The organism is Limisphaera ngatamarikiensis, assembly GCF_011044775.1.
Classification (GTDB): Bacteria; Verrucomicrobiota; Verrucomicrobiia; order Limisphaerales; family Limisphaeraceae; genus Limisphaera; species Limisphaera ngatamarikiensis.
The window spans coordinates 1,855-24,107 of record NZ_JAAKYA010000032.1; the positions used below are offsets into that span (position 1 = coordinate 1,855).

Below are 22,253 nucleotides of genomic sequence, written 5' to 3' on the forward strand. Positions count from 1 at the left end.
TTCCACCGACCACCGCCACCCCGTAAACACACTCAACAAAAGCGAAATCACCAACAACAAGCCCGTTCCAAACACCTGGTCCAAAATGCCCATCACACCCGTCTGCCCCGCCCAGTGCACCTCCGAGAAAAACCGCACCCCACCCACCGACAACGCCGAGGGAATCCCCGCCACAAATGCAGCCCCACCCACCGACCACGCCGCCCCGGCCCGACTCACCCCCTTCTCCCGAACCAGCCAGGCCACCGGCACCTCCAACATCGCAATCGTCGACGTCAACGCCGCCACCACCAGCAACGAAAAGAACAACGTCCCGATCACCACCCCGCCCGGCATCCGCGCAAACACATCCGGCAATGTCTGAAACGTCAGCGCCGGACCGCCCGCCGGATCCCGACCCAGCGCAAACACGGCCGGAAAAATCATCAAACCCGCCACCAACGCCACCAGCGTGTCCAGGCCCGCCACCCACAGGCTCGCCCGCGGCAACGGATGCGACCGGTCCAGATACGACGCGTACGTGATCAGCAAACCCCAACCCACCCCCAGCGAAAACATGACCTGCCCCACGGCCTTCAACAACACCTCCGCATTCAGCTTGCCGAAGTCCGGATGCAGATAATACCGCACACCCGCTCCCGCACCGGGCAACGTCACACTCCGAATCAACACCACCAACATCAACAACCACAACAACGGCATCAGACGCCGCGACCACCGCTCAATCCCGGCCGCCACGCCCGCCTGCACAATCGCCACCGTCCAGGCCAGAAAGACCGCAAACGAAAGCAAAACCGGCCCCGGCGATGCCGCAAACGCCGCAAAATCCAGTCGTAGACCCAGAGCCGTGGCCACTGCGTACGCCAGCGCCCAGCCCGCCACCACCGAGTAATAACTCAACACCACAAAACAGCAGATCACACACAGAAAACCCGTCCACGGCCAGAACGTCCCCGGCGCCAGTTCCCGCAGGCTCCCCACCACATCCCGGCCACCGCGCCGACCCAGCACCAGCTCGTTCAACATCAACGGCAACCCCACCAGGGCCACCGCCACCACATACACCATCACAAAGGCCGCACCCCCGTTCTCACCCGTCAGATACGGGAACCGCCAGATGTTCCCCAACCCGATCGCCGAGCCCGCCGCCGCCAGGATGAAGCCCGCACGCGACCGCCAGTGTTCCAGTGGCTGTTGCGCCTGCATGCCCTTTCCCATACGGAAACCACCCGCCCCTTCCAAGCCCGATTGTGGTTGCCCCGGCATGGCACCCGGTCACAGCCCTCGGCCCACCGCGACCAGGAAGTGAACCCCCAAACCTCCATTGTCCGGTCGGGCTCGATATTGAACCAATCGAGTCGACCCGCCGCCCGGGTCCGGGGCATTCACGAACAGTGTCGCCGGCCGGGATCCTCATCCCGCAGCAGTCCCCCGAGAGCCATCCCCACAAACCGTCCGGCTCAAACCCCGCACGGCCCTCGCCACAGCGGCGTCCCCGGCAAAAGGTCCACTCTTACACAACCCGCCCCGACATCACTGCCCCTGAAAACACGGCGGCCCGGGAATCGGGCGGACACGTCCCCGCGCCCGCACCCATCCCCGGGCCGCAACCGACCCCACGGATTAGCCGACCCTTACGGCGCCGCCAGTCGGAAGTACAACAAGCCGGACCCGATCGTGTGCGTATACGGACTGCTCGCGGCCGGCACGTTCGTCCATGGCCCCGTCACCGTCGGAGCCGCCTGCAACACAAACCGCGGATCGCTCCAGCTCAGCACCAGGTTGTTCCCCTGCCGGGCATGCACCAGCGGGATTGGTTGCAGCACCGCCGCCTGCAGAACCTCCACCTTGAATTCCTTGAACTGGAAATCAAACGCGGTGGTCTCCAGGGAGTTGGGACGAATGGCAAACGCGTCAAACCGATGGTACGCATACACCGGATCCCGGCCGGTTACGCTCCAGGTGTTCTGACCGTCCGTAATCGTCACGGACACCTCCACCTCGTTCTGCGCCAGACGCGTCACCATGAACTCCAGCGTGTAATCCACAAGGTCCTGGAACGCCGGCGCATTGGTTGCCTCGGTCGGGCCCGTGGCCAGTGAAACCGGGTAATCGCCCGTGGACCCCATGAGGTTCTCGCTGCCCAGCACAGTACGCACGCGCAGGTTGATGGGGCTGGTCCCGAAGGTCTGGGCGTAATCAATGACCGCCATGTAACCCCGCACGTTCAGACCGTTGCCCGCGCTACCGGAACCGAAGTTGTCTCCGGTTACCCGCCGACCTCCATCGGCATAATCAAACAGCCCCACCCGCAGGTTCCCTCCGGACGGAACAATCTGCGTGCTGTTCCAGCGCCAGGTCACCTTGATCGCATTGCCCACCTCGAGGTGCACCGGCAGGTTGGTCTCCGTGTCATCGGTGAAATAGCCAATCCACAACCGCGAACTGTTGGGGGCGGGCTGCCCGTACAACAGGCCGTCCAGGAAGTACAGGGAACCCGAACTGGAGGCAAACCACACTGAATTGGAAATGCCCACCGGACCGGTGGTCCGATCTCCATCCGCCCAGGTGTCATGCAACACCAAACCGGGCGGGGTCGGCACCGGCGGCACCACCGTCACCGTGGCCACTGCGGACGTGACGGAGGTCTGTGCGCAACCAACCGTTACAATGCAGCGGAACTGGATCCCGTTATCCGCCAGATGAAGGTTCGGCGTCGTGTAGGCGGGCGTGGTCATGCCCCAACCCGCCGTCGCATTGACCCAGGTCTGACCTCCGTCCCGGCTCACCTGCCACTGGTACGTCGGTGCCGTGCCCTCGGCCGCAAGCGTCAGCGTGGTGTTCACTCCGGCGGTGATCACCACGTTGGTCGGTTGTTCCGTGATCACCGGAGGCGAGCATTGCAACGGTGATGGTGTCACCTCCGCCCACGTGGTCGCCACCCGCAGTTCATCAAACGAGGCATTGGCCCCGGAGACGATGTAAAACCGGCCCGGGCCCGTGTTGCTCGTGTCTTCCAACCCGTCCATGGCCGTGGCATGGGGCGGAGGCACACTCTCTTCCGGCGAACCCATGGTGGTCGGATCAGGGTTCACCCACAAATCCACCACGTCATCCCCACCGGCAATGATCTGGTGCCGGATCACCACCAGCACCGGCGTGTTCACCGGGATCAACTTCGGGGCCCAGGCCACCGCCCCGTTCGTCTTGGCCACGCCAATCTGGCACTGATCGCCCACCGACCGGGCGTAGGCCCGCACCGTGTACGCACTGCCACTGTTCTGGCGGTTGATCTGTACGATCGGTTCCCCGGCCGGGTCCACATCCGCCGCGTTGTGGAACTCGTAAAGGAACGAGTAGTACACGTTGGTCGTGCGATTGGCGGGAAACACCCCGGTCACCGGGGCAAAGAGGTTGTAGGTGGTGGTGCTGTCTGTGGCGGAGACGTCGGCCTTGTCGCCGGCCGATGGCACCAGCCCCAGCGGCGTACCGTCCAGGCTGCCGCTCCCGGCCGTCACCGTGACATTGGCGGTGGAACCGTTCCACCCCTCCGTCTGGCCCACCACGCCCAGGTTTCCACTCTGAAATCCCACCATCTGACTGGTCCGCATCAACACGGCCCCGGCCGGTAACGTCAACCAGCACAGGCCGACCAGTGCCAGGAACCAGGTCCGCAAACTCCTCAAGGACCCTCGGGAACAAACGCCCGCCATGGAGAACGTGTTTTGCTTGCTCATAACCATCAGGGGTTGTCTGCGCATCCACTCGTAGTAACACATGGGAACGATCCCTTGCCTTTGACTCCCAATCGGAGCCACCGGGTGCCGGCCTCACGCTCAAGCCGCCGTTCAGGGCTGCCAGAGGTACATCAGCCGCCGGAAATTGAACGCGTCACTGCCCAGATTCTCCCAAATCGACGGATCAAAAGCGGCCGGGTTGGCCCGCGCGCTTTGGAACCGGACATGCCCGTCTCCAAACAAGGCATTGATCCCCGCCACACCGCGATCCTTGTGCGCCGCGGCATTGATGTTGTGCAGCAGGTCCGTGGACATGCTCTTGGTGGGATCCATTTGGGAAACCTTCATCCGGGCCACGTTCCGCGTTTGCGGATCGTAGACCAGCGCCGGCAAATAAATGCCCCGCGCGGCCAGCTCCAGGGTCCGGGACTGTGGATAATAGTTGTAACCGCAACGGACGTTGTCATCGCCGGAGTCCCGCGGCGTGGACGGCCAGGGGAAATCCCGGGAATAGTATTCGTACGTCCAAATCTGGCTTACCTTCGACCCGCTCGGGCAGTAAAACACCTTCGCGTCCGGCACCACCTTCGAAAAGAACAGACTGCCCAAAGCGTAGGGCCCCCGAGTCAGATTCGGCGTACCGGGCACCACACGGCACGCCTCGTACGTCTGCCAGGGGTTTTGCCCCTGGGGCCAGTTGCATTGCGGCAGTACATCGTCGTTGTCGCCGGCGTACATGTGCACGCCCATGCCCACCTGTCGCAGGTTGTTGTTGCAGGCAATCCGCTGTGCCCGGTCCTTCGCCTTGGCCAGGGCCGGCAACAACATCCCGGCCAGGATCGCAATAATGGCAATAACCACCAGCAACTCGATCAACGTGAAGGCCGAACGCACAACACGCGTGCCCCGCTGCATCTCATCCACCCGACGCATCACTTTCGTCCACATCATGGCACTGGTTCGTTTGAGGATTGTCGTTCTACTACCACCATACGCCACCTCGCCCCCGCCGCCACCCCGATTTTCTGCACCGAAGCTTGAAATTTTTGCCAGGTCCCCGGCCCGCCACCATCACCCGGCCCCCCCCCGCCAACTGTGGATTCCGGCTTCGGGCCGGAAATCCGAGCGGGATGCCACACCTTGCAAAGGAGCGGCCCCCGCAGCCCCGCCGCGCCCGGCAGCCGGGTCGGAATCCACCCAGCCCCCGAGGAGGCCGTCCCTGCAACACGCGTCGCATGCAACAAGGCCCACCTCTCGAAGCTTGCCTCCCGCGGGTATGACAACCATCCTGCCGCCGGTCGAGTCCTCCGCGGCTCGCCAAAACCGGGAAGCACGGTTTGCCCGGCATCAGACGAGGAGAACCCATGGGACTGTTGGACGGAAAAATCGGAGTGGTGTTCGGCGTCGCCAACAAGCGGTCGATCGCCTGGGCCATTGCCCGCGCCTGGGCCAGCGAAGGTGCCCAACTGGCCTTCACCTATCAGGGCGAACGCCTCAAGGACAACGTGGCCGAGCTGGTTGGAACCTTCGGCCCTGAAACATTGCTCATGCCCTGTGACGTCACCCGGGATGAGGATATCCAGGCCGTTTTTGCCCAAATGCAGCAGCGGTACGGCAAACTCCACCTGCTTCTCCATTCCGTGGCCTACGCCCCCCGGGAGGCACTGGAAGGACGTTTCCTGGACACCAGCCGGGAGGCCTTCCGGATCGCACTCGACGTGAGTGCCTATTCGTTGGTGGCCCTGGCGCGTGCCGCCGCCCCACTCATGACCGAGGGCGGAAGCATCCTCACCCTCTCCTACTACGGCGCGGAAAAAGTGGTGCCCCACTACAACGTCATGGGCGTGGCCAAGGCCGCCCTGGAAGCTTCCGTCCGTTACCTGGCCTACGACCTCGGCCCCCAACGCGTCCGGGTCAACGCCATCAGTGCCGGCCCGGTCAACACCCTGGCCGCCCGGGGCATCAGCGGGTTCCTCGAAATGCTTAGACATTACGAAGCCAAAAGCCCGCTCCGCCGGAACGTCTCGCCGGAAGAACTGGGCGCCACCGGACTGTTCCTGGCCAGCGATGGCGCCGCGGCCATCACCGGTCAGGTCATCTACGTGGATTGCGGCTACCAGATCATGGGCATGTAAAAGCCGGCTCGCCCGGCCCCGGCAGCGCACCCTGCCCCCTCGCCCTGCACCGGACCACCCGTGACACCCGGGCTCAACGGGTCCCGCAGGTCCCGGTCGCCCTCACGGCAGCCCCTGCTGCACAAACCCCACGTACGCGGCCACCAGCACCCAGCCCATCCAGCGCGGAAGCCGCCCCAACCACCGAACAAATCCCAGGTGCACCAGTGAAACCAGGCACAACCCGGCCATGGCAGGCATGAAAAAATCCGGCACCTCCAACGGCCGAAAAACCGCGTACAAACCCACGCACAACGGGATGCAAATGTGTCCGTCCCCCACCTGCGACGAGTACACCACCTCCGGTCGACCCCGCCAGCCATAATACAGCGCCAACACCGCATTGGGCGTGACCAGCAACCAACCGCTCAGCCATCCCAAATACCGCGCGCTCAACAGCCCCTCCGGCCGGCTCAGCACCCAGTCCACCAACCACTGGATGCTCGCATACGTCAGCCACGCGCCCACACCCAACCCGACCACGTCCAACACCAAAACCCATCCCAACAACCGCCCCTCCTGACGGCGGTTCTCCTGCAAAACCTCCCACACATGCCAACCCTGCCAGGCCAGAAACAGCAGGACCAAACACCAACCCTCCCCGCGGCCGATCCGACCGTCCCACCCCTGAACCCAAACCACCCCGCAGAAAACCAATCCGGCCAGCAAGGTCACCAGCACCCCCTGCCGGCGCTGCTCCCCCTCCGACCTGTCGCGCGCCGGTCCAGCCCCGGCCCGCTCCCCGTCCACCAGCGTCAGTCCCCAAAAAATCGCCGGCAACCCCAGCAACAACGTCAGGTTGGTCATGTTGTTGACAAAAGCGTTGGTCAAAACCTCGGCCCCGGGACCACCCTCACGAAGCAGCACATCCACAAAGATCAGATTCCCCAACCCCGAACAATACGGCATCACCAGTGCACCCAATACCGTGCCCTCGAAACCTCTCGACGACAGCGCCTCCAGCCGCCACAGCAGCAAAAACGACCCCAGCGCGAACAGCCCCAGGTAAAACCAGGGGCCACCGGCTCCGCTCCATCCGCCAAGCCACCCGGAATGGTTCATGCGTACTCCATCACTCGCGCGCGCTCACGGCCGCGTCGCCCGTGCAATCCCGAGAGAGGTCAACAACCGGTCCGTTCCGTAATACCTCATCGCGGCCACAACAACACAATCAGCTGCGCCACCACGATCCGCAGGATCATGGTCAGGGGATAAACCGTGGAGTACGCAACGGCCGGAGCGTCCGATTTACAGAGCGCCTGCGCAAAGGCCAGCGCCGGCGGATCCGTCATGCTGCCGGCCAGCAGCCCGCAAATACTCAAATAATTCATCCGCCGCATTCGCCGCAGCCACGACCCCACCACCAGCAGCGGAACGGCCGTCACCGCCGCGCCGGCCGCCATCCACAGCCAGCCCTCCACCCCCTGCAGGGAGGACTGAAAATGTTCGCCCGCACGCAACCCCACGCAGGCCAGAAACAGCACAATCCCCAGTTCCCGCAACAACAGGTTCGCATTCACCGGCATGTACCATACCAACGGACCCAGTTTGCCCAACCGGCTCAACACGATTGCCGCCAGCAAAGGGCCACCCGCCAGACCCAGCCGCACCGGCGCAGGCATCGAACCCGGCTGAACCGACAAACTCCCGGCCAGGATCCCCAGCGCAATCCCCACAAACACCGGAACCAATCGCGTGTGATTCAACTCCTCCACGGCATTGCCCAACAGTTGCGCCGCCCGCGCCAAATCCTCCCGCCGCCCCACCAGCCGCAGCATGTCCCCGTACTGCAACCGCAGATCCGGCGTCACCGGCAGCTCCACATCCGCCCGGGTCAGCCGCGTGACGGTCACCCCCAGCCGATGATTCAAAGCCAGTTGCCGCAACGTCCTGCCCACGCAGTCCCGGTTCGTCACCACCACCCGGGCATACGTCACCGGCCCTTCCACACGGGTCAGATCCTCCCCCGCCACCCGGCCCACAATCATCCGAAATTGTTGGACTGCCCTGGCCCGGCCCACCACCACCATCACGTCCCCCACGTTCAAGACCGTGTCGGCCCGGGGAACCTGCACCTCCTTTTGCCCGGCCTTCCGCAACCGCGAAATCACCACCCCCAACTTGTCAATGCCCGGCAACTGGCGCACCGTCAGACCGTCGAGGTTCGGATTGCGCAGTTCCACATTCAAATAGGTCAGACTCTCCTGACCCGCCCGTTGCTCCTCAAGAAACCGCCGCTTTTCCTCCTCCAGATCGATGCGATGCCACGTGCGCAACGCCAGCATGGCCAGAATGATGCCCACAATCCCGAACGGATACGTCACCGCATACGCCATGGCCGGCAGGGCAAGACCAACCGGATCCGGCTGACGGGCCACCCGCAGGGCTTCCTGGGCCGCCCCCAAAGCCGGCGTGTTCGTCGTGGCCCCGGCAAAAAGCCCGGCCACCGCCCCTACGTGGAACCCCCACCACAGCCCCAGCCCCACCGCCAGCACCGCACCCAATCCCACCACCAGAGCCGCGCCCACGTTCAGCTCCGCACCCTGCCGACGCAACGAGTCCATCAGACCGGGCCCCACCTGCATCCCGATGGTGTACACGAACAGGATCAGCCCAAACTCCTGTACAAACGCCCGGACCTCCGGCTGAATCCGACACCCCAAATGCCCGAACACCAACCCCACAAACAACGTGCCCGCCACGCCCAGGCTCAGTCCCCGAAACCGGACACTGCCCAGAGCCAGGCCCATCGCCCCCACCACGCTCAACACCCACAAGGCATGCGCGGTGGGTTGTGTCTGCTGAAACTCTGTCCACCAACCCAACACGGTTTGCGCCCCTCCTGCGCTCCAGCCGGTCCTGCACAGTCTGCGGTAGCCGGCCCCGGCTCACATCAGAGCCGCGCATTCTCCGTCAAGCTCGGCTTCAGGTCAACGTCGCCATCCTTGCCGGCGCGGCAAGGAATGCATCTTACGGACACCACCCCTGCGAGCCCCCGCATCGAACCTCGCCAGAACGGGCTAACGGCGCCCTCGATGACCGCCTCTCTGGTTCTGCTCAAGTGTGGAAGCGTGAATCCCTGCCATCGTGAGACACATCCCCGTCAACCGGCACCGGCGGAAGCCCATCCGCCCAACCCGGGCCCCAACAAACCGGGCCGAACCCGATCCAATCACGAAGCCGGGAACAACAGCCACCATCGCCATTCCCAGACAGCACGGGAAGTCCAGTCGAATGAGCGACCAGAGTCAACCACCCGCCACCCACCACGGTGCTCAGCCCCGGTCAACTCAACCCTGCGGACACGCTTCCCCGCACCGTGTTCCGCAGACTCAGCCGGCCCGCCATCAGTGTAGGCTGGCCCGCCCCAACAACCAAACCCACGCGACAAAGGCCTCCAACACCGCGCCCAGCCCCACCCCGCCCCAGCCCAGCTCCACCAGCGCCAAACCTCAAGCCCTCCCGGTGGATCCACCAAGGGCAATCCCCCCCTCCGCTCCAACACACTCGGCTCTCACCCAGTCCAAATACCCCTCAAAACCCGCCTGAACCGGCAGGACCAGGAACTCCGGCACCTGATACGGATGCTCCCTCCGGATCCAACCCTCCAACAGCGTCAGCTGCGTCCGGACCGTCTTGCAGATCATCAAAACCTCCTGCCCCTGCTCCAGCCTGCCTTCCCACCAGTAATGCGACTCCACTCCCGGCACCAGGTTCACGCAAGCCACCAGGCGCGCCTCCAGGGCGCCCCTGGCCAGCTTCCGCGCCGTCTCCAGGTCCGGAGCCGTAATCAAAACCACCACCACATCGCGCGTCCTCTGCATGTCCCTGCATCCATCCCGGCCTCCGGCCCGCCCCTCCACCACCCGGGCCAGGGCCGCAGCATCACATCCAACCGGATGCCGACCATCCGGGGAGATCCCCTCGCAGCTCATCACGGTGCCGGCAAGACACCGCTCAACCCGGCGCGCCAACCAATCGGCCCGCGACAGACCACCGGTAAGCAACGGCGTCCCGCTGGCCAGCCGGCCCGACCATCCTAAACCCGACACAACCCGGATCCAAGCCAGACCGGCCCCGACCCGCGGGAAAAAAAGCTCCCTGTCGGCCGGTCCGGGCCGGACAGGGAGGTGCAGTTAAGTGGCGACAGGTCAGCTCTGGCCGCCAGCCTTCGGACTCTGGACGGGCTTCTTGGCCACGTCCTTGCCCGCCGGACAGCAGCTCTTCTTGGCCTGCGAGGCCGGGCAGGCAGACTTGTCCTTGGCGCAACCGGTGTCACCGGCCTGGGCCGCCAACGCGACCGCCGCCACCGCGAGGAGTGCAATGAGTTTCTTCATACGCAGCATTAGATAGCCCGGGTCGGCAGGACATTCAAATTTTTCGCGTCGGTTTTTCCCGCACCAGCCCCAACAGACCCGCAAGTGCCTCCCACGCCAACGTAAGCAAGGTGCACGAATCATGCCGGGTCCCCCGCACCCGCCAACCGCAAGACCACAGGTTCATGACCCGGACGCTCTCGCTCATTCACCGTCCCGACGCGGCCGCTCGCGCCAATAGCAACAGTTCATCCCCGCAGTTTGGATCGGTCCGCAGCCGGAGGCGCAACCGCAGCTGGTAGAGCAAACCCCGTACCCAGGCGGTGGGCCGACCCAGTTCGGACATCTCGCCCCGGCCGGTCCGTGCAATGGCCCGGCTCAGCGCCCCGTACACCCAGGCATTGCGAGCCGTCGAACGCAGACTCAACACCTCCAGACCCGCACGTTCCGCCAGACGACGCAGTGTGCCGGGCGAAAACAGAAACAAATGCCGGGGCGGGTCCAGATTCAGCCAGGCGGATCCAAACCGCCGGTGTCCCAGACTCTCCACATTGGGCGTCAACAGCACCAAACGTCCGCCCGGCTTCAACACCCGGGCGCACTCACGAAGCAGTCCCAACGGATCGTGCACATGTTCCAACACATGCGCGGAATAGACCGCGTCAAACCAGCCGTCCGGGTACCCCTGCGATTCCAAGGTCCCCAACCGCACGGGAATCCCCCGGGCCCGCGCCGCTTCCACCGCTTCCGCATCCACCTCCACACCCTCCACGGTCCAACCCAATTGCTGCATCCGCGCCAGGTGCACCCCGCTCCCGCAACCAACGTCCAGCAACCTGGCCGGACCCGCCGGCGCAGACAAATACATCGCAGCGGCATCCAGTTCATCCGCACCCCCGGGATGCAAGCGGGCCAGCCCCGACAACAATACCAGCCCCACACGACCCATCCGACCCGCCGGCCCCGCCGGATAACCCCATCGCCGGCTCAAATACGCCCGCTGAGCCGCTTCCCAGAGTCCCCGGAGCCAACCCGGGCCCGGAGCCGGTTGAGCGTGCGTGTAATAACCCGTGTAGGCGGCTGCAAGGTCCTCGGGCACCGGCTGCGGATTCAGCCAAACCAATCCGCACTCGGGACCCTCACAGCGCAGAAACCCCCACCGACCCGGAGCGCCAAAGGACCGGTCCGGCAAACCCTCGTACAGCACCCGGCCCGCCCGTCCGCACATCCAACACCGGGGCACCGGCCGGCTGCGCAGCCGGACTTCACCGGAATCCGAATGCCCCCCCATGCGATTCAACTGAAAACGTTCCTGGGCTGCCGGCGGCGCCCCAACAGCCCGTACACCACCCAATCGCGCAGATGCACCAACACCTGCGCCATCAACCACAACGGCCACCCCGAAATCCGCCGGCCCGCGCGCACAATCTCACGCGAGTAGGCCCGCTGGCCCAGCTGTCGGATCCGCCGTGCCTTGATCCCGGTGCGCACACCGAACAAGCCCCGCAACTTCCAGTTCCGAACCCAACCGGTGCCGCCCCGCATCGCCTCCACCAGCTGCATCGTCTTCCACTCGTCCAGCACCAGGGCCTGCAGGCCGGGCATTAACTCGCAGCTCATGTTGCCGCCGTGCCACCGATACCGGACCAGATCCCGCGCCACCTCCACCCGGGCATGACTGTGTCGGCCCCAGTCGGCATAAAACACCACGTCCGCCAGGATCGGCATGTCCATCCGAAAACGGCACGGTGCCGGCTGATACCCCGTTTTGAACAACGTGGCCGCCAGCGCCTGGTTGCCAATCTCGGCCTTCTTCCGCAAATACGCGTCCACATCCCAGCTCCGCACCGCCCCGGTCGGCCGTCCCGAAACGCTCAAATGACGGTCCTCCTCGTCAATCCGTTCGTCCAGACACCAGGCCAGCGACGGGGCCGGATGCGGTTCCAACACCTGCATCATCACCTCGTAAAACGGCGGCTTCAGCAAATCATCCGCCGGCATCAAATGCAGGTACTCCGTCTCCGGCGCAAACTCGAGCGCCCGGTTCAGGTTGCCGAACAATCCCAGGTTGCTCGGATTCCGAACAAACTCACACGCGCAACCCCGAAACGAGCGAACAATCTGCTCGGTGCCGTCCGTGGACCCGTTGTCCAAAACCACCACCCGATCCGGCCGACGCGTTTGCCCGGCCAACGACTCCAGCGTGGCGCGCAGGAATCGTTCGCCGTTGTACACCGGAATCACGGTAAGCAGCCGCGTGCGCATCCTCCCGGGAATATGAAAGGACCGGCCCGCAGCCCACAAGCCCGCACCTCACAACCCGGTCGGATGATCCAGAAACATCCAGGGCAGACCAAATCGGCGGGACAAATGCTCCGCCAACGCCTTCACCCCGAAGGTCTCCGTCGCATAGTGGCCGGCATACAGAACATTCAGCCCCAGTTCCTCCGCCAACGCATGGGTCCAATGCGGACCCTCACCGGTGATAAAAGTGTCCAGGCCGGCCGCCACAGCCTGACGAAGTTCGCCCCCCGCTCCCCCGGTCACCACCCCCACACGCCGACAAACCGGAGGTCCGCCCGGAACCAAACGCACCGGACCACCCACCACTTTCGCCAGCCGCTCGCACAACGCCTCACGCTCCACCCGCGTCTCCACCCACCAGCCCAGGGCACGCCCCTTCCATTCGAAAAACCGTTGTGCGGAACGCCAGCCCAGTGCCCGACACAACAGTCGGTTGTTCCCGAATCGCGGATGCGCGTCCAGCGGCAAATGCGCGCTGTACACCGCCACGTTGTGCCGGTGCAACTCCAGCCACAGTTGACGGTGCACACCCGTCCACGGCTGCCGCACCGACCAAAACAACCCGTGATGCACCAGCAACAGGTCCGCCCCGGCCGCACCCGCCATCCGCACCGTGGTCAGCGAGGCGTCCACCGCCGCCGCCAACCGCGTCACGCGCCCGTCATTCTCCACCTGCAACCCGTTCCATGCCCCGTCGTAATCCGGAAACCCCGGAATCTCCAGCAACCGGTCGCAGTAGGCCACCAAATCCCTCAACGGAACCGACTTCTTGCTCGCCACACCTCCAGAAAAGTCGCCGGTCACCCCCAAAGCCAAGCCCAATCCGGCGGGCCAAAACCACACACCCTGCCCGGCTGACAACCAACCCCGCAGCCGAACGGCCCGCCGCCCGCGGACACCCCGCACCTCCCCCATCACAAACGCGCCCCGTCCCCAGCGGGGCGCGCCCCCGACCCTTCTACCGCGCCTGCCGCACCCGGATCGTAAACTTCCGCGCCTGCGCATTCATCGAGACAAACCGAACCTGCTCGGTCGCGTTCTCGGTCAGAATCAGCGTTTGGAAGGGCGTCTCGTCCCCGGTGCTGTACCCGTTCTGATCCTTGAACACACAGTTCACCTGCACCTCGATCCGCCGGTTCTCCCGGTTTCGAATCTGGGCAATCACCTCCAGGCGCCCATCCGGCAACACGCGTTCCTGAATGCCGGAACAGGTCACCGAACGCTGCACCCCCGGATCCAGCAGCACGAAACGTTCGGTCGTCTCATACGCCGGAGTCCTGGGCGTCTCCGGCAGGTAGGGCCCCCGATCATACGTGCGGCACGACGTCACCGCCAGCAACGTCAGCCCCAGCAACAGATTCACACTCGTTTTCATTGGTTCTGTGGTGTGGTGGATGTGTCACTGACAAACACAACCGCGTCCCGGCCATCCGCCGGCACGCGAAAATGCACCGTTTTGGTCCGGCCCGCCACCGGTTCCCCGCGCGCATCCAGAAACTCCACCGTGACCGTGTGTTCCCCCGGCGGCAACCGCATCTGCACAAACGTCAAATAACGGGGTAGATTGTCCCACATGCGCGTGTCCGCCCGGGGCACCGTGGCCGCCGACAACAACTTGCTGGCAAGCCCCGCCAGAACCAACGCCGCACCAGCCTCGTCCGCCGCACTCTTCCGACCCTGCCCCGCCGCCGCCAGGACCGCCCCACCCACAATGGCCGCATCCCCCAGCCTGTCCGTGCTCTCCTTGAACACGGCCTTGTTACCCAGAATGTGATCCATCACCCGGCCGCCCCGCGTTGTGGCCTGATACCCCACATCGTCCACCGGCGCCGCCGTGATGCTCACCTCTCCCACCTTCACCCGCACCGCATTCACAGGGCTGGGCGGTACCCGGAACCGCAGCTGTTCGCCGAACTCGCCCGTGGCGTACTTGACCGGCCCCGGCCCGAACTCCACGAAGATCAGCGTGTTCACACTCCGGTCCAGCGGAGGCAGCGTGGCCCCGCGCACATGCTCCTGCGCCCGCCGCAGGGCATCCGCAGGGTCACCGCCCAGCTTCGCCGTGGCCAGTGCCTCCAGATAATCCGGTAACACCCAGTCCCCCACATACGTGTGCTCCGCGGCGTCGCTGTCCTCAAACTGCGCACTCCGGAAGCACGCCCGCGCATTGTCCAGCTCGCCGTCGCGCCAGTACAAAATCCCCCGGTAAATCCAGGCCATGCTCCGTTCGTACGGTTCCCCCAAAAAGGGCTTCACCGACTCGGGTCGGAACAAACTCCGCGCCCTCCGTGCCTCCGCATCCGGACCGTAACGCCCCTGCAACGTCAGCAACGCATCGTCGAGAAGCGACCGCGCCAGATCAAATCGCCCCTGCCGCATCGCCGCCGCGGCCGTGCGATACTGCCACAGCACCCGGTCCCGCGCCGGTCCCTCCGCAATCTGCCGGGGACCGTCCACCAGAATGTCCCCCGTCAACGGCGGCGTCTGCGCGCGGGGCGCCGCACAACCGGCCCATACCCACGCCCCCAGCAGCCACACCGGCCAGACAGTCCTCATCAACCGGACCACGGTCCCTTCAACCTCCCACCCCCCAACCCCGCATCCACCCGTGACCGTTCACCGGTACGCCGCGTCTTCCAGCCCCTGCTTCTTCACCTCCGCCATGTCCTCCCAAACAATCGCACTGGTCCGCGCGTCAATGAGCTGGAAACTGTACAGGATATAATCACTGGTGCCCGCCCGCGTCCGCGTCGAAAGCCCCTCCAGCGTCCCGGTCAGGAAATAATCCGCACCCTGAAACTCCTGCACATTCGGATCGCTGGCCGACGTCAACGCCCCCTCCCGCTTCAAATTCCGCTCCCGCTCCAGCGTGGCCATCCGATCCCGCGCCAGAAAAACCACCTTGCCCTGCGCCCGCGAGTTCAATTGCGCCCGGATCCGCGTCAGAAAGATGTCCTTGTTGATGGGAAAACGCGTCTTGTTCTCCACCGGATCCAACACCACCACGGGCGGACGCGACGCCTGCGCAATCTGGGGAATCGCCAGAATGCTGCGTGCCATCTTGTCCGCCACGGCCACCAGGTCCTGCGATTCAATCCCGGTCCCCGCGACAAAACCCTGCTCGTCCGGGTTCAACCGCGTCACCGGCACGCCGGAGGAATTCTTCACCCCGCGCGACGCACAGCCCGCCACACCCCACACGCTCAACAGCACAACACTCCAAACCAACGCCCTTTTCATGGACACTCCGTCAACCTCCTTTCGCTCGTTCGAAAAAAACCGCTCAAAACCGGGGCGCATCCGGCACCCGCGGTGCCTCCGGAACCGTCGGTGGCGCCGTCCAGTAATACGTCGAATTTGCACACGGACGCGACGTGATTTGTGCATGGGGCGACGGCAGCGAAGCCGGTTGCACCGGTGCCGCCGGTGCGGCTGCCGCCGCGCACACCGCCGTGCCATCCGTCACCCTGACGCTGGCCCGGGCCCGTGCCTGATGTTCGGCCACCGTACCCACCAACAAACCGGCCGCCGTCCCCACGGCCAGACCCGTGCCCACCGAACGTGTCCCGGCCCCGATCAATGCACCCGAGGCTGCCCCCGCCACCGTCGCGGGCAAAACGTACGAACCCGGCCGGACCGGCGCCGGCGCTGCGCCGACCGTCGCCGTCGGCACCACCGTCGCCGAATACCCCACCCAGCCACCACTGCAATGACCCCGACCCCAACCGTGCCCGACACCCCCATGCACCTCCGATATCACCGGAGCAGCTGCCACCATCCCCTCAGACTCCGGCCCGCTGGAACGGCTCAACCCGATCAGCGCCCCCGCCGCCAGACCAATCCCGGCGCCAATGGCCGCACCGTTGCCGGAAAATGCCTGACAACGATCCGCACCGACCAACCCGCCGATCAACGCACCCAACACGGCACCGCCCCAGGCCTCACCGGGCAGCCCCTGGGCCGGACCCGACACCGGCAGGAGCAATCCCGCACCCAGGACCACACTCAAAACTCGATCCTTCATCCTCAGCATTCGACGCTCAGGCCGGACCGCTATTCGGTCACCCGCACCTTACCACGGCCCGGCCATCCCGCAACCCACCGCCGCCCGGCCGGACCCCACCCACCGCAAGCCGTCATCCCCGGCGAGCGGCCACAACACCGGACACCTCAGGGATTCGTCTTCAACTCGATCACATCATGCGGCGCCGCCTCGCGCATCCCGGCAGGCGTCACCCGGATGTACCGCGCCTTTTCCTTGAGCTGGGCCAGATTGGCCGCGCCCAGATACCCCATGCCGGCCTGGATCCCGCCGATCAACTGCGCCAGCACACGGTCCACGGACCCGACCGCCTCCTTCAACGCCTCGATCCCTTCCGGGGCCACCTTCTGGTTCGGATTGTCTTCATGGCCGTAACGGGCAGCCGATCCGGCCCTCATCGCCGCAAGACTGCCCATCCCGCGGTAGTGTTTGTAGAGCTTGCCGTTGATCTCGATGATCTCGCCGGGGGCCTCGGTGCACCCGGCAAACAACCCGCCACACACCACCGCATCCGCCAGCGTCAGCGCCTTGACGATGTCGCCCGACTTGTTGATCCCGCCGTCAGCCAGAATCGTCACCCCGCACCGGGCCGCCGCCCGACTGCAAACGTACAACGCCGTCAATTGCGGAATGCCCACCCCGGCCACCAGACGCGTGGTGCAAATCGAACCGGGGCCCTGCCCCACCTTGATGATGTTGGCCCCGCACGAGGCCAGGTATTCCACGCCGGCCGCGGTCGTCACGTTGCCCGCAATGATCGGGAGTTCGGGAAACGCATCCCGCAAGAGACGCACCGTCTCCCCCACACCCTTGCTGTGACCGTGCGCCGTGGAAACCGCCACCACGTCCACACCCCGTTCCACCAGCGCCGCGACGTGGTTCAGGATCCGTTCCCGATCCAGCTCGCCAAACGCATTGCGCACCGCGCTCACCGCCGCCCCGCAAACCAGCCGGTACTGCGCATCCCGCGCCGGCTTGAACTGCGATTTGCGCTCCTGCGAGATGCGCTCCACGTCGTTCATCGTAAACAGACCCCGCAGCTTGTCCTCGTCGTCCACCACCAGCAACTTGTGAATCCCGGGATGCTCGGTGAAAAACTTGTCCGCCCGCGCGATCGGATCGCGGCCCAGCTCCTTGCGATTGATCGTGTGCACCTGGGCACGGGGCGTCATCACCTCGGCCACCTTCCGTTGCGCATACCGCGGCTTGACGACGTGCCCGGGCAAAAGCCCCACCAGCCGGTCCTCCGCGTCCACCACGGGAAAGGTGCTGAACCCGTACCGCCGTTCCTCGATCATCCTCACCACATCGCCAATGTACTGGTCCGGCGTCACCTTGATCGGGTCCGGAATCATCCCCGGCACGTGATACTTCACCCGGCTGACCTCGGACAGCTGCTGGCGCTCGGGCATGTTGTAGTGGATCAGGCCCAGCCCGCCGTTCAGCGCCATGGCAATGGCCATGCGGGATTCCGTCACCGTGTCCATGTCGGCCGAGATGATCGGAATGTTCAACACCAGGTTCTCGGCCAGGCGCGTTTCCAACCGCGTCTCCCGCGGCAACACCTCGGAATACTGGGTGGCCAGCGTGACGTCGTCGTACGTCAACGCCACGTGTGCATTGGCGGCGAAAAACTCGTCCGCCGGAAGGTAAAACCGGGCATCCAGATCCTGCCGTTTTTGGGTCGCTGCCATGCCAGAGCATGCCGGCAAAGCCCCCGCCCTGACAAGTCCCGACCCAATGGCCAACCGCGCCCCACCCGGGGCCCCACGCCGAATCCGTCGGCCCGCCCGCACCAGCCCGTCCCCCGCCGCCGGCTGCCCGGCCGGACCGGCTGGCCCCGGGAATTCAAGCCCGCGCGCCACCCGCTCAGGCCGGCCCGACCGCCGGAACCGTCTCCGGCGCAACCTCCTCACGCCCCGGGGTCGGCGGGCGAGGCGCCTGCTCCGCCTGGGGTTGGAACGGTTCCAGTTCCTCTCCTTTGCGCACCAGCCGGGCACTGTTGAACACCACGATCAGCGACCCCACGTTGTGCAGGATGGCCGCCACAATCGGGTTGAGGTACCCGAACGCCGCCGCCGTCAACCCCGCAATAATGAAAAACACCCCGAACAAAAAGTTCTGGTTGATCACCAGCCGCGTGCTGCGCGACAGCTTCACCAGGAACGGCAACCGGCGCAGGTCATTGTTCATCAGGGCAATGGTCGCGCTGTGGATGGCCACTTCACTGCCCGCCGCACCCATGGCAATCCCCATGTCCCCCGCCGCCAGCGCCGGCGCGTCATTCACACCATCGCCCACCACCGCCACGCGATAACCCTTCGACCGGACCTCCCGCACAAACTCCACCTTGTCCTGCGGCAGGCAGTCGCCCCGCACCTCCTCGCAACCGATCTCCCGCGCCACCCGGGCCGCCACCGGCGTCCGATCCCCCGAAATCATCGCAATCCGTCGGACGCCGGCCTCTTTCAACTCGGCCAGCGCCGGCGCCGCCTCGGGTCGGATCTGATCCTGAAGCCCGATCCACCCGATGCACCGGCCGTTGCGCGCCACAAACACCAGGCTCCAACCCTCCGCCTCGTCCAGGTCCACCGCCCCCAGGGACTCCCCGTCAATTCCCTGCTCGCGCAGCCACTGCGCCCGTCCCACCAGAACCACATCCTCACCCACCCGGGCGCGAACGCCGCGACCCGGCGTCTCGCTGAAGTCCTGCGGTTCGACCAGCGGCACGTTCACCTCCGCGGCCAGCTGGTTCAAGGCACGGGCCGTGGGATGGTTGCTGTACTTCTCAGCCGAGGCCGCCAGACGCAGCAACTCGGCCGGTTTCACCCCCTCCGCAGGTGCCAGCCGGCTCACCGCCAGTTGACCCGTTGTCAACGTGCCCGTCTTGTCGAAAATGAACGCATTGATCTTCGCCGCCAGCTCGATGTCCGCCACGTTTTTGATCAAAATCCCCAGACGCGCCGCGGCCGACAACGCCGCCACCATCGCCGTCGGTGTCGCCAGGATGAACGCACACGGACAGGCCACGATGAACACCGCAATCACACGGTCCAAATCCCGCGTAAACGCCCAGACCAGAGCCCCGATCAACAACACCAGCGGCGTGTAAAAGCCCATGTACTGGTCCACGATCTTCATGATCGGCAACTTGGTCTTCTCCGCCGCCAGAATCAGTTCGCGCACCCGGCCCAGGGTGGTGTCCGTGCCGGCCCGTGTCACCCGCACCTCCAGCACGCCCGTCAAATTCTGCGTCCCCGCAAACACCTCATCGCCCGGTTTCTTGTCCACCGGCAGCGATTCACCCGTGATGGTCGCCTGGTTGAAGGAACCCTGCCCCTTCACAATCACGCCGTCGGCCGGCACGTTGTCGCCGGGCCGGATCCGGATGATGTCCCCCACGGCCAGCTCGCTCGCCGGAACCTCCTCTTCCGTCCCGTCCGGTCGGATCCGCCGCGCCTTCGTGGGGGTCAGTCGGATCAGCGATTCAATCGAGGCCCGCGCACCCTCGGCCGTCCGCGTCTCGATGATCTCCCCCAGCAACATGAAAAAGGCCACCACACCCGCCGTCTTGTAATCGCCCGAGGCAAACGCGGCCAACACCGCAATCGCCACCAGCTCGTTGATGCTCAGCCGCCCCGCACGCAAATCCCGCACCGCGGTCACCAGAATCGGGTAGCCGAGGATGATGGCCCCGATCATGCCGCTGGCGCTCGCCACCGCGTGACTTTGATCAAACAGCCAGTCCACCACAAAGGCATTGATCACGAACACCAGCCCGATCAGCGTCTGCCACAGCTTCACCGGGGTGTGCTCGTGATACTCGCCGCATGCACAACCGGGACCGTGCTCGTGCTCATGCCCGTGCGCCGGATGTCCCTCCGGCGGCTCCCGCCGGCTCCATAACGATGTCACCTGCATGACAACCTCCTGCCAGCCCGGCCGCAAACAGGCCCCCACCCGGGCCCCGTCACCGACCCGGTTGCGCCCCCTGCGGCCGGGGCGGCTCACGATTCAACAATAGTCGCAGCTCGCGCGTTTTGCCATCGGACCGCTCCGGGATGTAAAACTTGTCCTGCACGTTCGTCAGGACCCGGGCCATCACCTCGGCCACACGCTGCTGCATGTACAAATCCGGATTCCGCTCAAACTGCGCCAGCAACCCCTCAAACCGGCGTGCCTCCGCCGCCAAACTCTCCAGATACCGCGTCCGATCCGCCTGGGCCCGGCTGATCAGGGCCGCCGCCTCCGACATCGCCCGGTTGGTCGTTTGATTGGCGTAGCTGAGGGCTTCGTTGAGCACCTGACCCCGCCGCACCGCCGCATTCACCACATCGTCAAACGCCTGCTTGAGCTGCCGCGGCGGCCGACTCTCCACCTGGAGCTGTTCCACCACAATCCCCAGGTCCCGTTCCCGCGCCAGCTCCAGAAACCGACGCAGAACCTCCTCCTGAAAACCGAGCACGTTCCGCGTCAAAACGTCGTCCACGGTGAACCGCGCCGCCGCATGCACCAACGCCTGGTTCAACGTGTTCAACACCGCATTGGAAACCCCGGCAAGGTCAAACCCCCCGTTGGTACCCACCCCGAACCCGAACACGCACCGCAGCGGATCTTCAATCCGATACCGCAACGTGGCCCGCGAATGGATGATGTTGCCGTCGCCCGTCAACAGGTAACCGTCCACCCCGGGGATCAACGGCGTGCCCGGCGCCACCGGTGGCTCCGTGCCGGCCAGCTCCTGCTCGGGCGTCACCGCATACCAGCCGATCGTACTCCGCAACGTTTGAATCTCCGTGATCCGCACCCTCACCACCTCGTCAATCGGGTACGGAAACGACCAGTGCAGCCCCGGGGACAACAACGCCGCCTCACCCTCCCCCACCGGCCGGCCCAGCCGCAAAATCAACCCGCGCTCCTGCGGTCCGATGATGAAAAAGCTGCTCCCCAAAAACACCACCACCAGCACCAGCATCAGGAACCGCACAATGGCAAAGCTGCTGTGCAGTGCCTGGGCCAGTGCCTCCGACCCGGTGTCCACCGGCGTCGGTGGCCGGGCCGGCGGAGGCGGGGCAGGTTGATGCGTCGGTCCAGCCATGGCGGTCAACGGGTGTTGCGATTGGTCAGGAACCCCTGAAACAGATCAAACGGCGGCGTGCGCTCGTCGAAAATCAGCGTCGTCCGCTCCCTCAACGCCTGCTCCAACGCCCGCAGCCGCAGCTCAAAATTCGCCAGCGCCGGATTGCGCTCAAACACCGGCAACAACTCCGCCGCCCGCGCCTCACCCTCCCCGCGGATCCGCGTCGCCTCCGCCTCGGCCGCCGCCAGAATCTCCGCCGCCTGCCGGTCCGCCGCCGCACGGATCCTTTGCGCTTCGGCCTCGCCCTCGTTCTCCAACCGGCTCACCAGCACCTTGCGTTCCGACGTCATCCGGTCAAACACCGTCTGCGTCACGCTCTCCGGCAGCCCGATCTTCTTGATGCCCAGAAACTCGATCTCAATGCCGGTGCGGTTCGTCCGCAGCTGCGCCTCCACCAGCTCCCGGATCTCCCGTTCGATCTGCTCGAACTTCACCTGGTTCGGATCCACGTTCAGAAAGTCCGACAGCCGGTAGCGCCCCACCACCGCCCCCTTGGCATTGCCCAGCACCCCCTCCAGCATCCGCTCCGCCGCCTGCAAC

At 65.2% G+C, this 22,253-nt stretch carries 20 protein-coding genes; 1 reads left to right on the plus strand and 19 read right to left on the minus strand.

Annotation, left to right across the window (positions count from 1 at the left end):
* From G4L39_RS05425 to G4L39_RS05435, 3 genes are all read right to left on the minus strand, one after another.
* Positions 1-1,206: sodium-dependent transporter (locus tag G4L39_RS05425; RefSeq protein WP_165106523.1), on the minus strand; the 1,206-nt coding region annotated here is incomplete at its 3' end.
* 428 nt (positions 1,207-1,634) lie between these two features.
* Positions 1,635-3,737: an immunoglobulin domain-containing protein gene (locus G4L39_RS05430; protein WP_165106525.1), complete on the minus strand. Its 2,103-nt coding sequence runs from the start codon at positions 3,735-3,737 to the stop codon at positions 1,635-1,637.
* Positions 3,738-3,848: 111 nt separating this feature from the next.
* The gene (locus tag G4L39_RS05435) at positions 3,849-4,685 is read right to left on the minus strand and encodes a type II secretion system protein (RefSeq protein WP_425485736.1); all 837 of its coding nucleotides are present in this window, start codon (positions 4,683-4,685) and stop codon (positions 3,849-3,851) included.
* A 416-nt stretch (positions 4,686-5,101) separates the two neighbouring features.
* On the opposite strand from G4L39_RS05435, the gene G4L39_RS05440 reads away from it, so the two are divergent.
* Positions 5,102-5,872, plus strand: coding sequence for an enoyl-ACP reductase FabI (locus G4L39_RS05440; protein WP_165106526.1), 771 nt, complete (start codon positions 5,102-5,104; stop codon positions 5,870-5,872).
* Between the two features lie 102 nt (positions 5,873-5,974).
* Here the strand turns inward: G4L39_RS05440 and G4L39_RS05445 are convergent, their stop codons facing one another.
* The 16 genes from G4L39_RS05445 to G4L39_RS05515 all read right to left on the minus strand — a co-directional run.
* Positions 5,975-6,973, minus strand: coding sequence for a sodium:calcium symporter (locus G4L39_RS05445; RefSeq protein WP_165106528.1), 999 nt, complete (start codon positions 6,971-6,973; stop codon positions 5,975-5,977).
* 86 nt (positions 6,974-7,059) lie between these two features.
* Positions 7,060-8,739 carry a putative transporter gene (locus G4L39_RS05450; protein WP_165106529.1) on the minus strand — a complete coding sequence of 560 codons (1,680 nt, stop codon included), beginning with the start codon at positions 8,737-8,739 and terminating at the stop codon, positions 7,060-7,062.
* Positions 8,740-9,363: 624 nt separating this feature from the next.
* Positions 9,364-9,963: a divalent-cation tolerance protein CutA gene (cutA, locus tag G4L39_RS15740; protein WP_343203306.1), complete on the minus strand. Its 600-nt coding sequence runs from the start codon at positions 9,961-9,963 to the stop codon at positions 9,364-9,366.
* A gap of 99 nt (positions 9,964-10,062) precedes the next feature.
* The gene (locus G4L39_RS05460; protein WP_165106531.1) at positions 10,063-10,248 is read right to left on the minus strand and encodes a hypothetical protein; all 186 of its coding nucleotides are present in this window, start codon (positions 10,246-10,248) and stop codon (positions 10,063-10,065) included.
* Between the two features lie 34 nt (positions 10,249-10,282).
* Positions 10,283-10,414 carry a hypothetical protein gene (locus tag G4L39_RS15385; protein ID WP_276607540.1) on the minus strand — a complete coding sequence of 44 codons (132 nt, stop codon included), beginning with the start codon at positions 10,412-10,414 and terminating at the stop codon, positions 10,283-10,285.
* Between the two features lie 21 nt (positions 10,415-10,435).
* Positions 10,436-11,518 (minus strand): class I SAM-dependent methyltransferase, encoded by a 1,083-nt coding sequence (locus tag G4L39_RS05465; RefSeq protein WP_165106533.1) that lies wholly within the window; start codon positions 11,516-11,518, stop codon positions 10,436-10,438.
* Between the two features lie 5 nt (positions 11,519-11,523).
* Positions 11,524-12,492, minus strand: a complete 969-nt coding sequence (locus tag G4L39_RS05470) for a glycosyltransferase family A protein (protein ID WP_165106535.1) — start codon at positions 12,490-12,492, stop codon at positions 11,524-11,526.
* A gap of 48 nt (positions 12,493-12,540) precedes the next feature.
* Positions 12,541-13,311, minus strand: coding sequence for a Nif3-like dinuclear metal center hexameric protein (locus tag G4L39_RS05475; protein ID WP_343203307.1), 771 nt, complete (start codon positions 13,309-13,311; stop codon positions 12,541-12,543).
* A 178-nt stretch (positions 13,312-13,489) separates the two neighbouring features.
* Positions 13,490-13,906 carry a YcfL family putative periplasmic lipoprotein gene (locus G4L39_RS05480; RefSeq protein ID WP_165106536.1) on the minus strand — a complete coding sequence of 139 codons (417 nt, stop codon included), beginning with the start codon at positions 13,904-13,906 and terminating at the stop codon, positions 13,490-13,492.
* The gene (locus tag G4L39_RS05485; protein WP_165106538.1) at positions 13,903-15,087 is read right to left on the minus strand and encodes a COG3014 family protein; all 1,185 of its coding nucleotides are present in this window, start codon (positions 15,085-15,087) and stop codon (positions 13,903-13,905) included. Before G4L39_RS05485 ends, G4L39_RS05480 begins: the two co-directional genes overlap by 4 nt.
* Before the next feature lie 60 nt (positions 15,088-15,147).
* Positions 15,148-15,771, minus strand: a complete 624-nt coding sequence (locus G4L39_RS05490) for a penicillin-binding protein activator LpoB (protein ID WP_165106539.1) — start codon at positions 15,769-15,771, stop codon at positions 15,148-15,150.
* A gap of 43 nt (positions 15,772-15,814) precedes the next feature.
* Positions 15,815-16,555 carry a hypothetical protein gene (locus G4L39_RS05495; protein ID WP_165106541.1) on the minus strand — a complete coding sequence of 247 codons (741 nt, stop codon included), beginning with the start codon at positions 16,553-16,555 and terminating at the stop codon, positions 15,815-15,817.
* 146 nt (positions 16,556-16,701) lie between these two features.
* Positions 16,702-18,267, minus strand: coding sequence for an IMP dehydrogenase (gene guaB, locus G4L39_RS05500; RefSeq protein WP_165106543.1), 1,566 nt, complete (start codon positions 18,265-18,267; stop codon positions 16,702-16,704).
* A 175-nt stretch (positions 18,268-18,442) separates the two neighbouring features.
* Positions 18,443-20,494 (minus strand): heavy metal translocating P-type ATPase, encoded by a 2,052-nt coding sequence (locus G4L39_RS05505; protein WP_165106544.1) that lies wholly within the window; start codon positions 20,492-20,494, stop codon positions 18,443-18,445.
* 49 nt (positions 20,495-20,543) lie between these two features.
* Positions 20,544-21,671, minus strand: a complete 1,128-nt coding sequence (hflK, locus tag G4L39_RS05510; protein WP_165106546.1) for a protease modulator HflK — start codon at positions 21,669-21,671, stop codon at positions 20,544-20,546.
* Between the two features lie 5 nt (positions 21,672-21,676).
* A partial coding sequence (locus G4L39_RS05515; protein ID WP_205880804.1) for an SPFH domain-containing protein occupies positions 21,677-22,253 on the minus strand: 577 nt, incomplete at its 5' end.

Excerpts from the sequence above, each read along its gene's own strand:
- G4L39_RS05430 (WP_165106525.1), bottom strand. The coding sequence starts at position 3,737 with ATGAGCAAGCAAAACACGTTCTCCATGGCGGGCGTTTGTTCCCGAGGG.
- G4L39_RS05435 (WP_425485736.1), bottom strand. The coding sequence starts at position 4,685 with ATGTGGACGAAAGTGATGCGTCGGGTGGATGAGATGCAGCGGGGCACG.
- G4L39_RS05440 (WP_165106526.1), top strand. The coding sequence starts at position 5,102 with ATGGGACTGTTGGACGGAAAAATCGGAGTGGTGTTCGGCGTCGCCAAC.
- G4L39_RS05445 (WP_165106528.1), bottom strand. The coding sequence starts at position 6,973 with ATGAACCATTCCGGGTGGCTTGGCGGATGGAGCGGAGCCGGTGGCCCC.
- G4L39_RS05460 (WP_165106531.1), bottom strand. The coding sequence starts at position 10,248 with ATGAAGAAACTCATTGCACTCCTCGCGGTGGCGGCGGTCGCGTTGGCG.
- G4L39_RS15385 (WP_276607540.1), bottom strand. The coding sequence starts at position 10,414 with ATGAACCTGTGGTCTTGCGGTTGGCGGGTGCGGGGGACCCGGCATGAT.
- G4L39_RS05465 (WP_165106533.1), bottom strand. The coding sequence starts at position 11,518 with ATGGGGGGGCATTCGGATTCCGGTGAAGTCCGGCTGCGCAGCCGGCCG.
- G4L39_RS05470 (WP_165106535.1), bottom strand. The coding sequence starts at position 12,492 with ATGCGCACGCGGCTGCTTACCGTGATTCCGGTGTACAACGGCGAACGA.
- G4L39_RS05480 (WP_165106536.1), bottom strand. The coding sequence starts at position 13,906 with ATGAAAACGAGTGTGAATCTGTTGCTGGGGCTGACGTTGCTGGCGGTG.
- G4L39_RS05485 (WP_165106538.1), bottom strand. The coding sequence starts at position 15,087 with ATGAGGACTGTCTGGCCGGTGTGGCTGCTGGGGGCGTGGGTATGGGCC.
- G4L39_RS05490 (WP_165106539.1), bottom strand. The coding sequence starts at position 15,771 with ATGAAAAGGGCGTTGGTTTGGAGTGTTGTGCTGTTGAGCGTGTGGGGT.
- G4L39_RS05495 (WP_165106541.1), bottom strand. The coding sequence starts at position 16,555 with ATGAAGGATCGAGTTTTGAGTGTGGTCCTGGGTGCGGGATTGCTCCTG.
- guaB (WP_165106543.1), bottom strand. The coding sequence starts at position 18,267 with ATGGCAGCGACCCAAAAACGGCAGGATCTGGATGCCCGGTTTTACCTT.
- G4L39_RS05505 (WP_165106544.1), bottom strand. The coding sequence starts at position 20,494 with ATGCAGGTGACATCGTTATGGAGCCGGCGGGAGCCGCCGGAGGGACAT.
- hflK (WP_165106546.1), bottom strand. The coding sequence starts at position 21,671 with ATGGCTGGACCGACGCATCAACCTGCCCCGCCTCCGCCGGCCCGGCCA.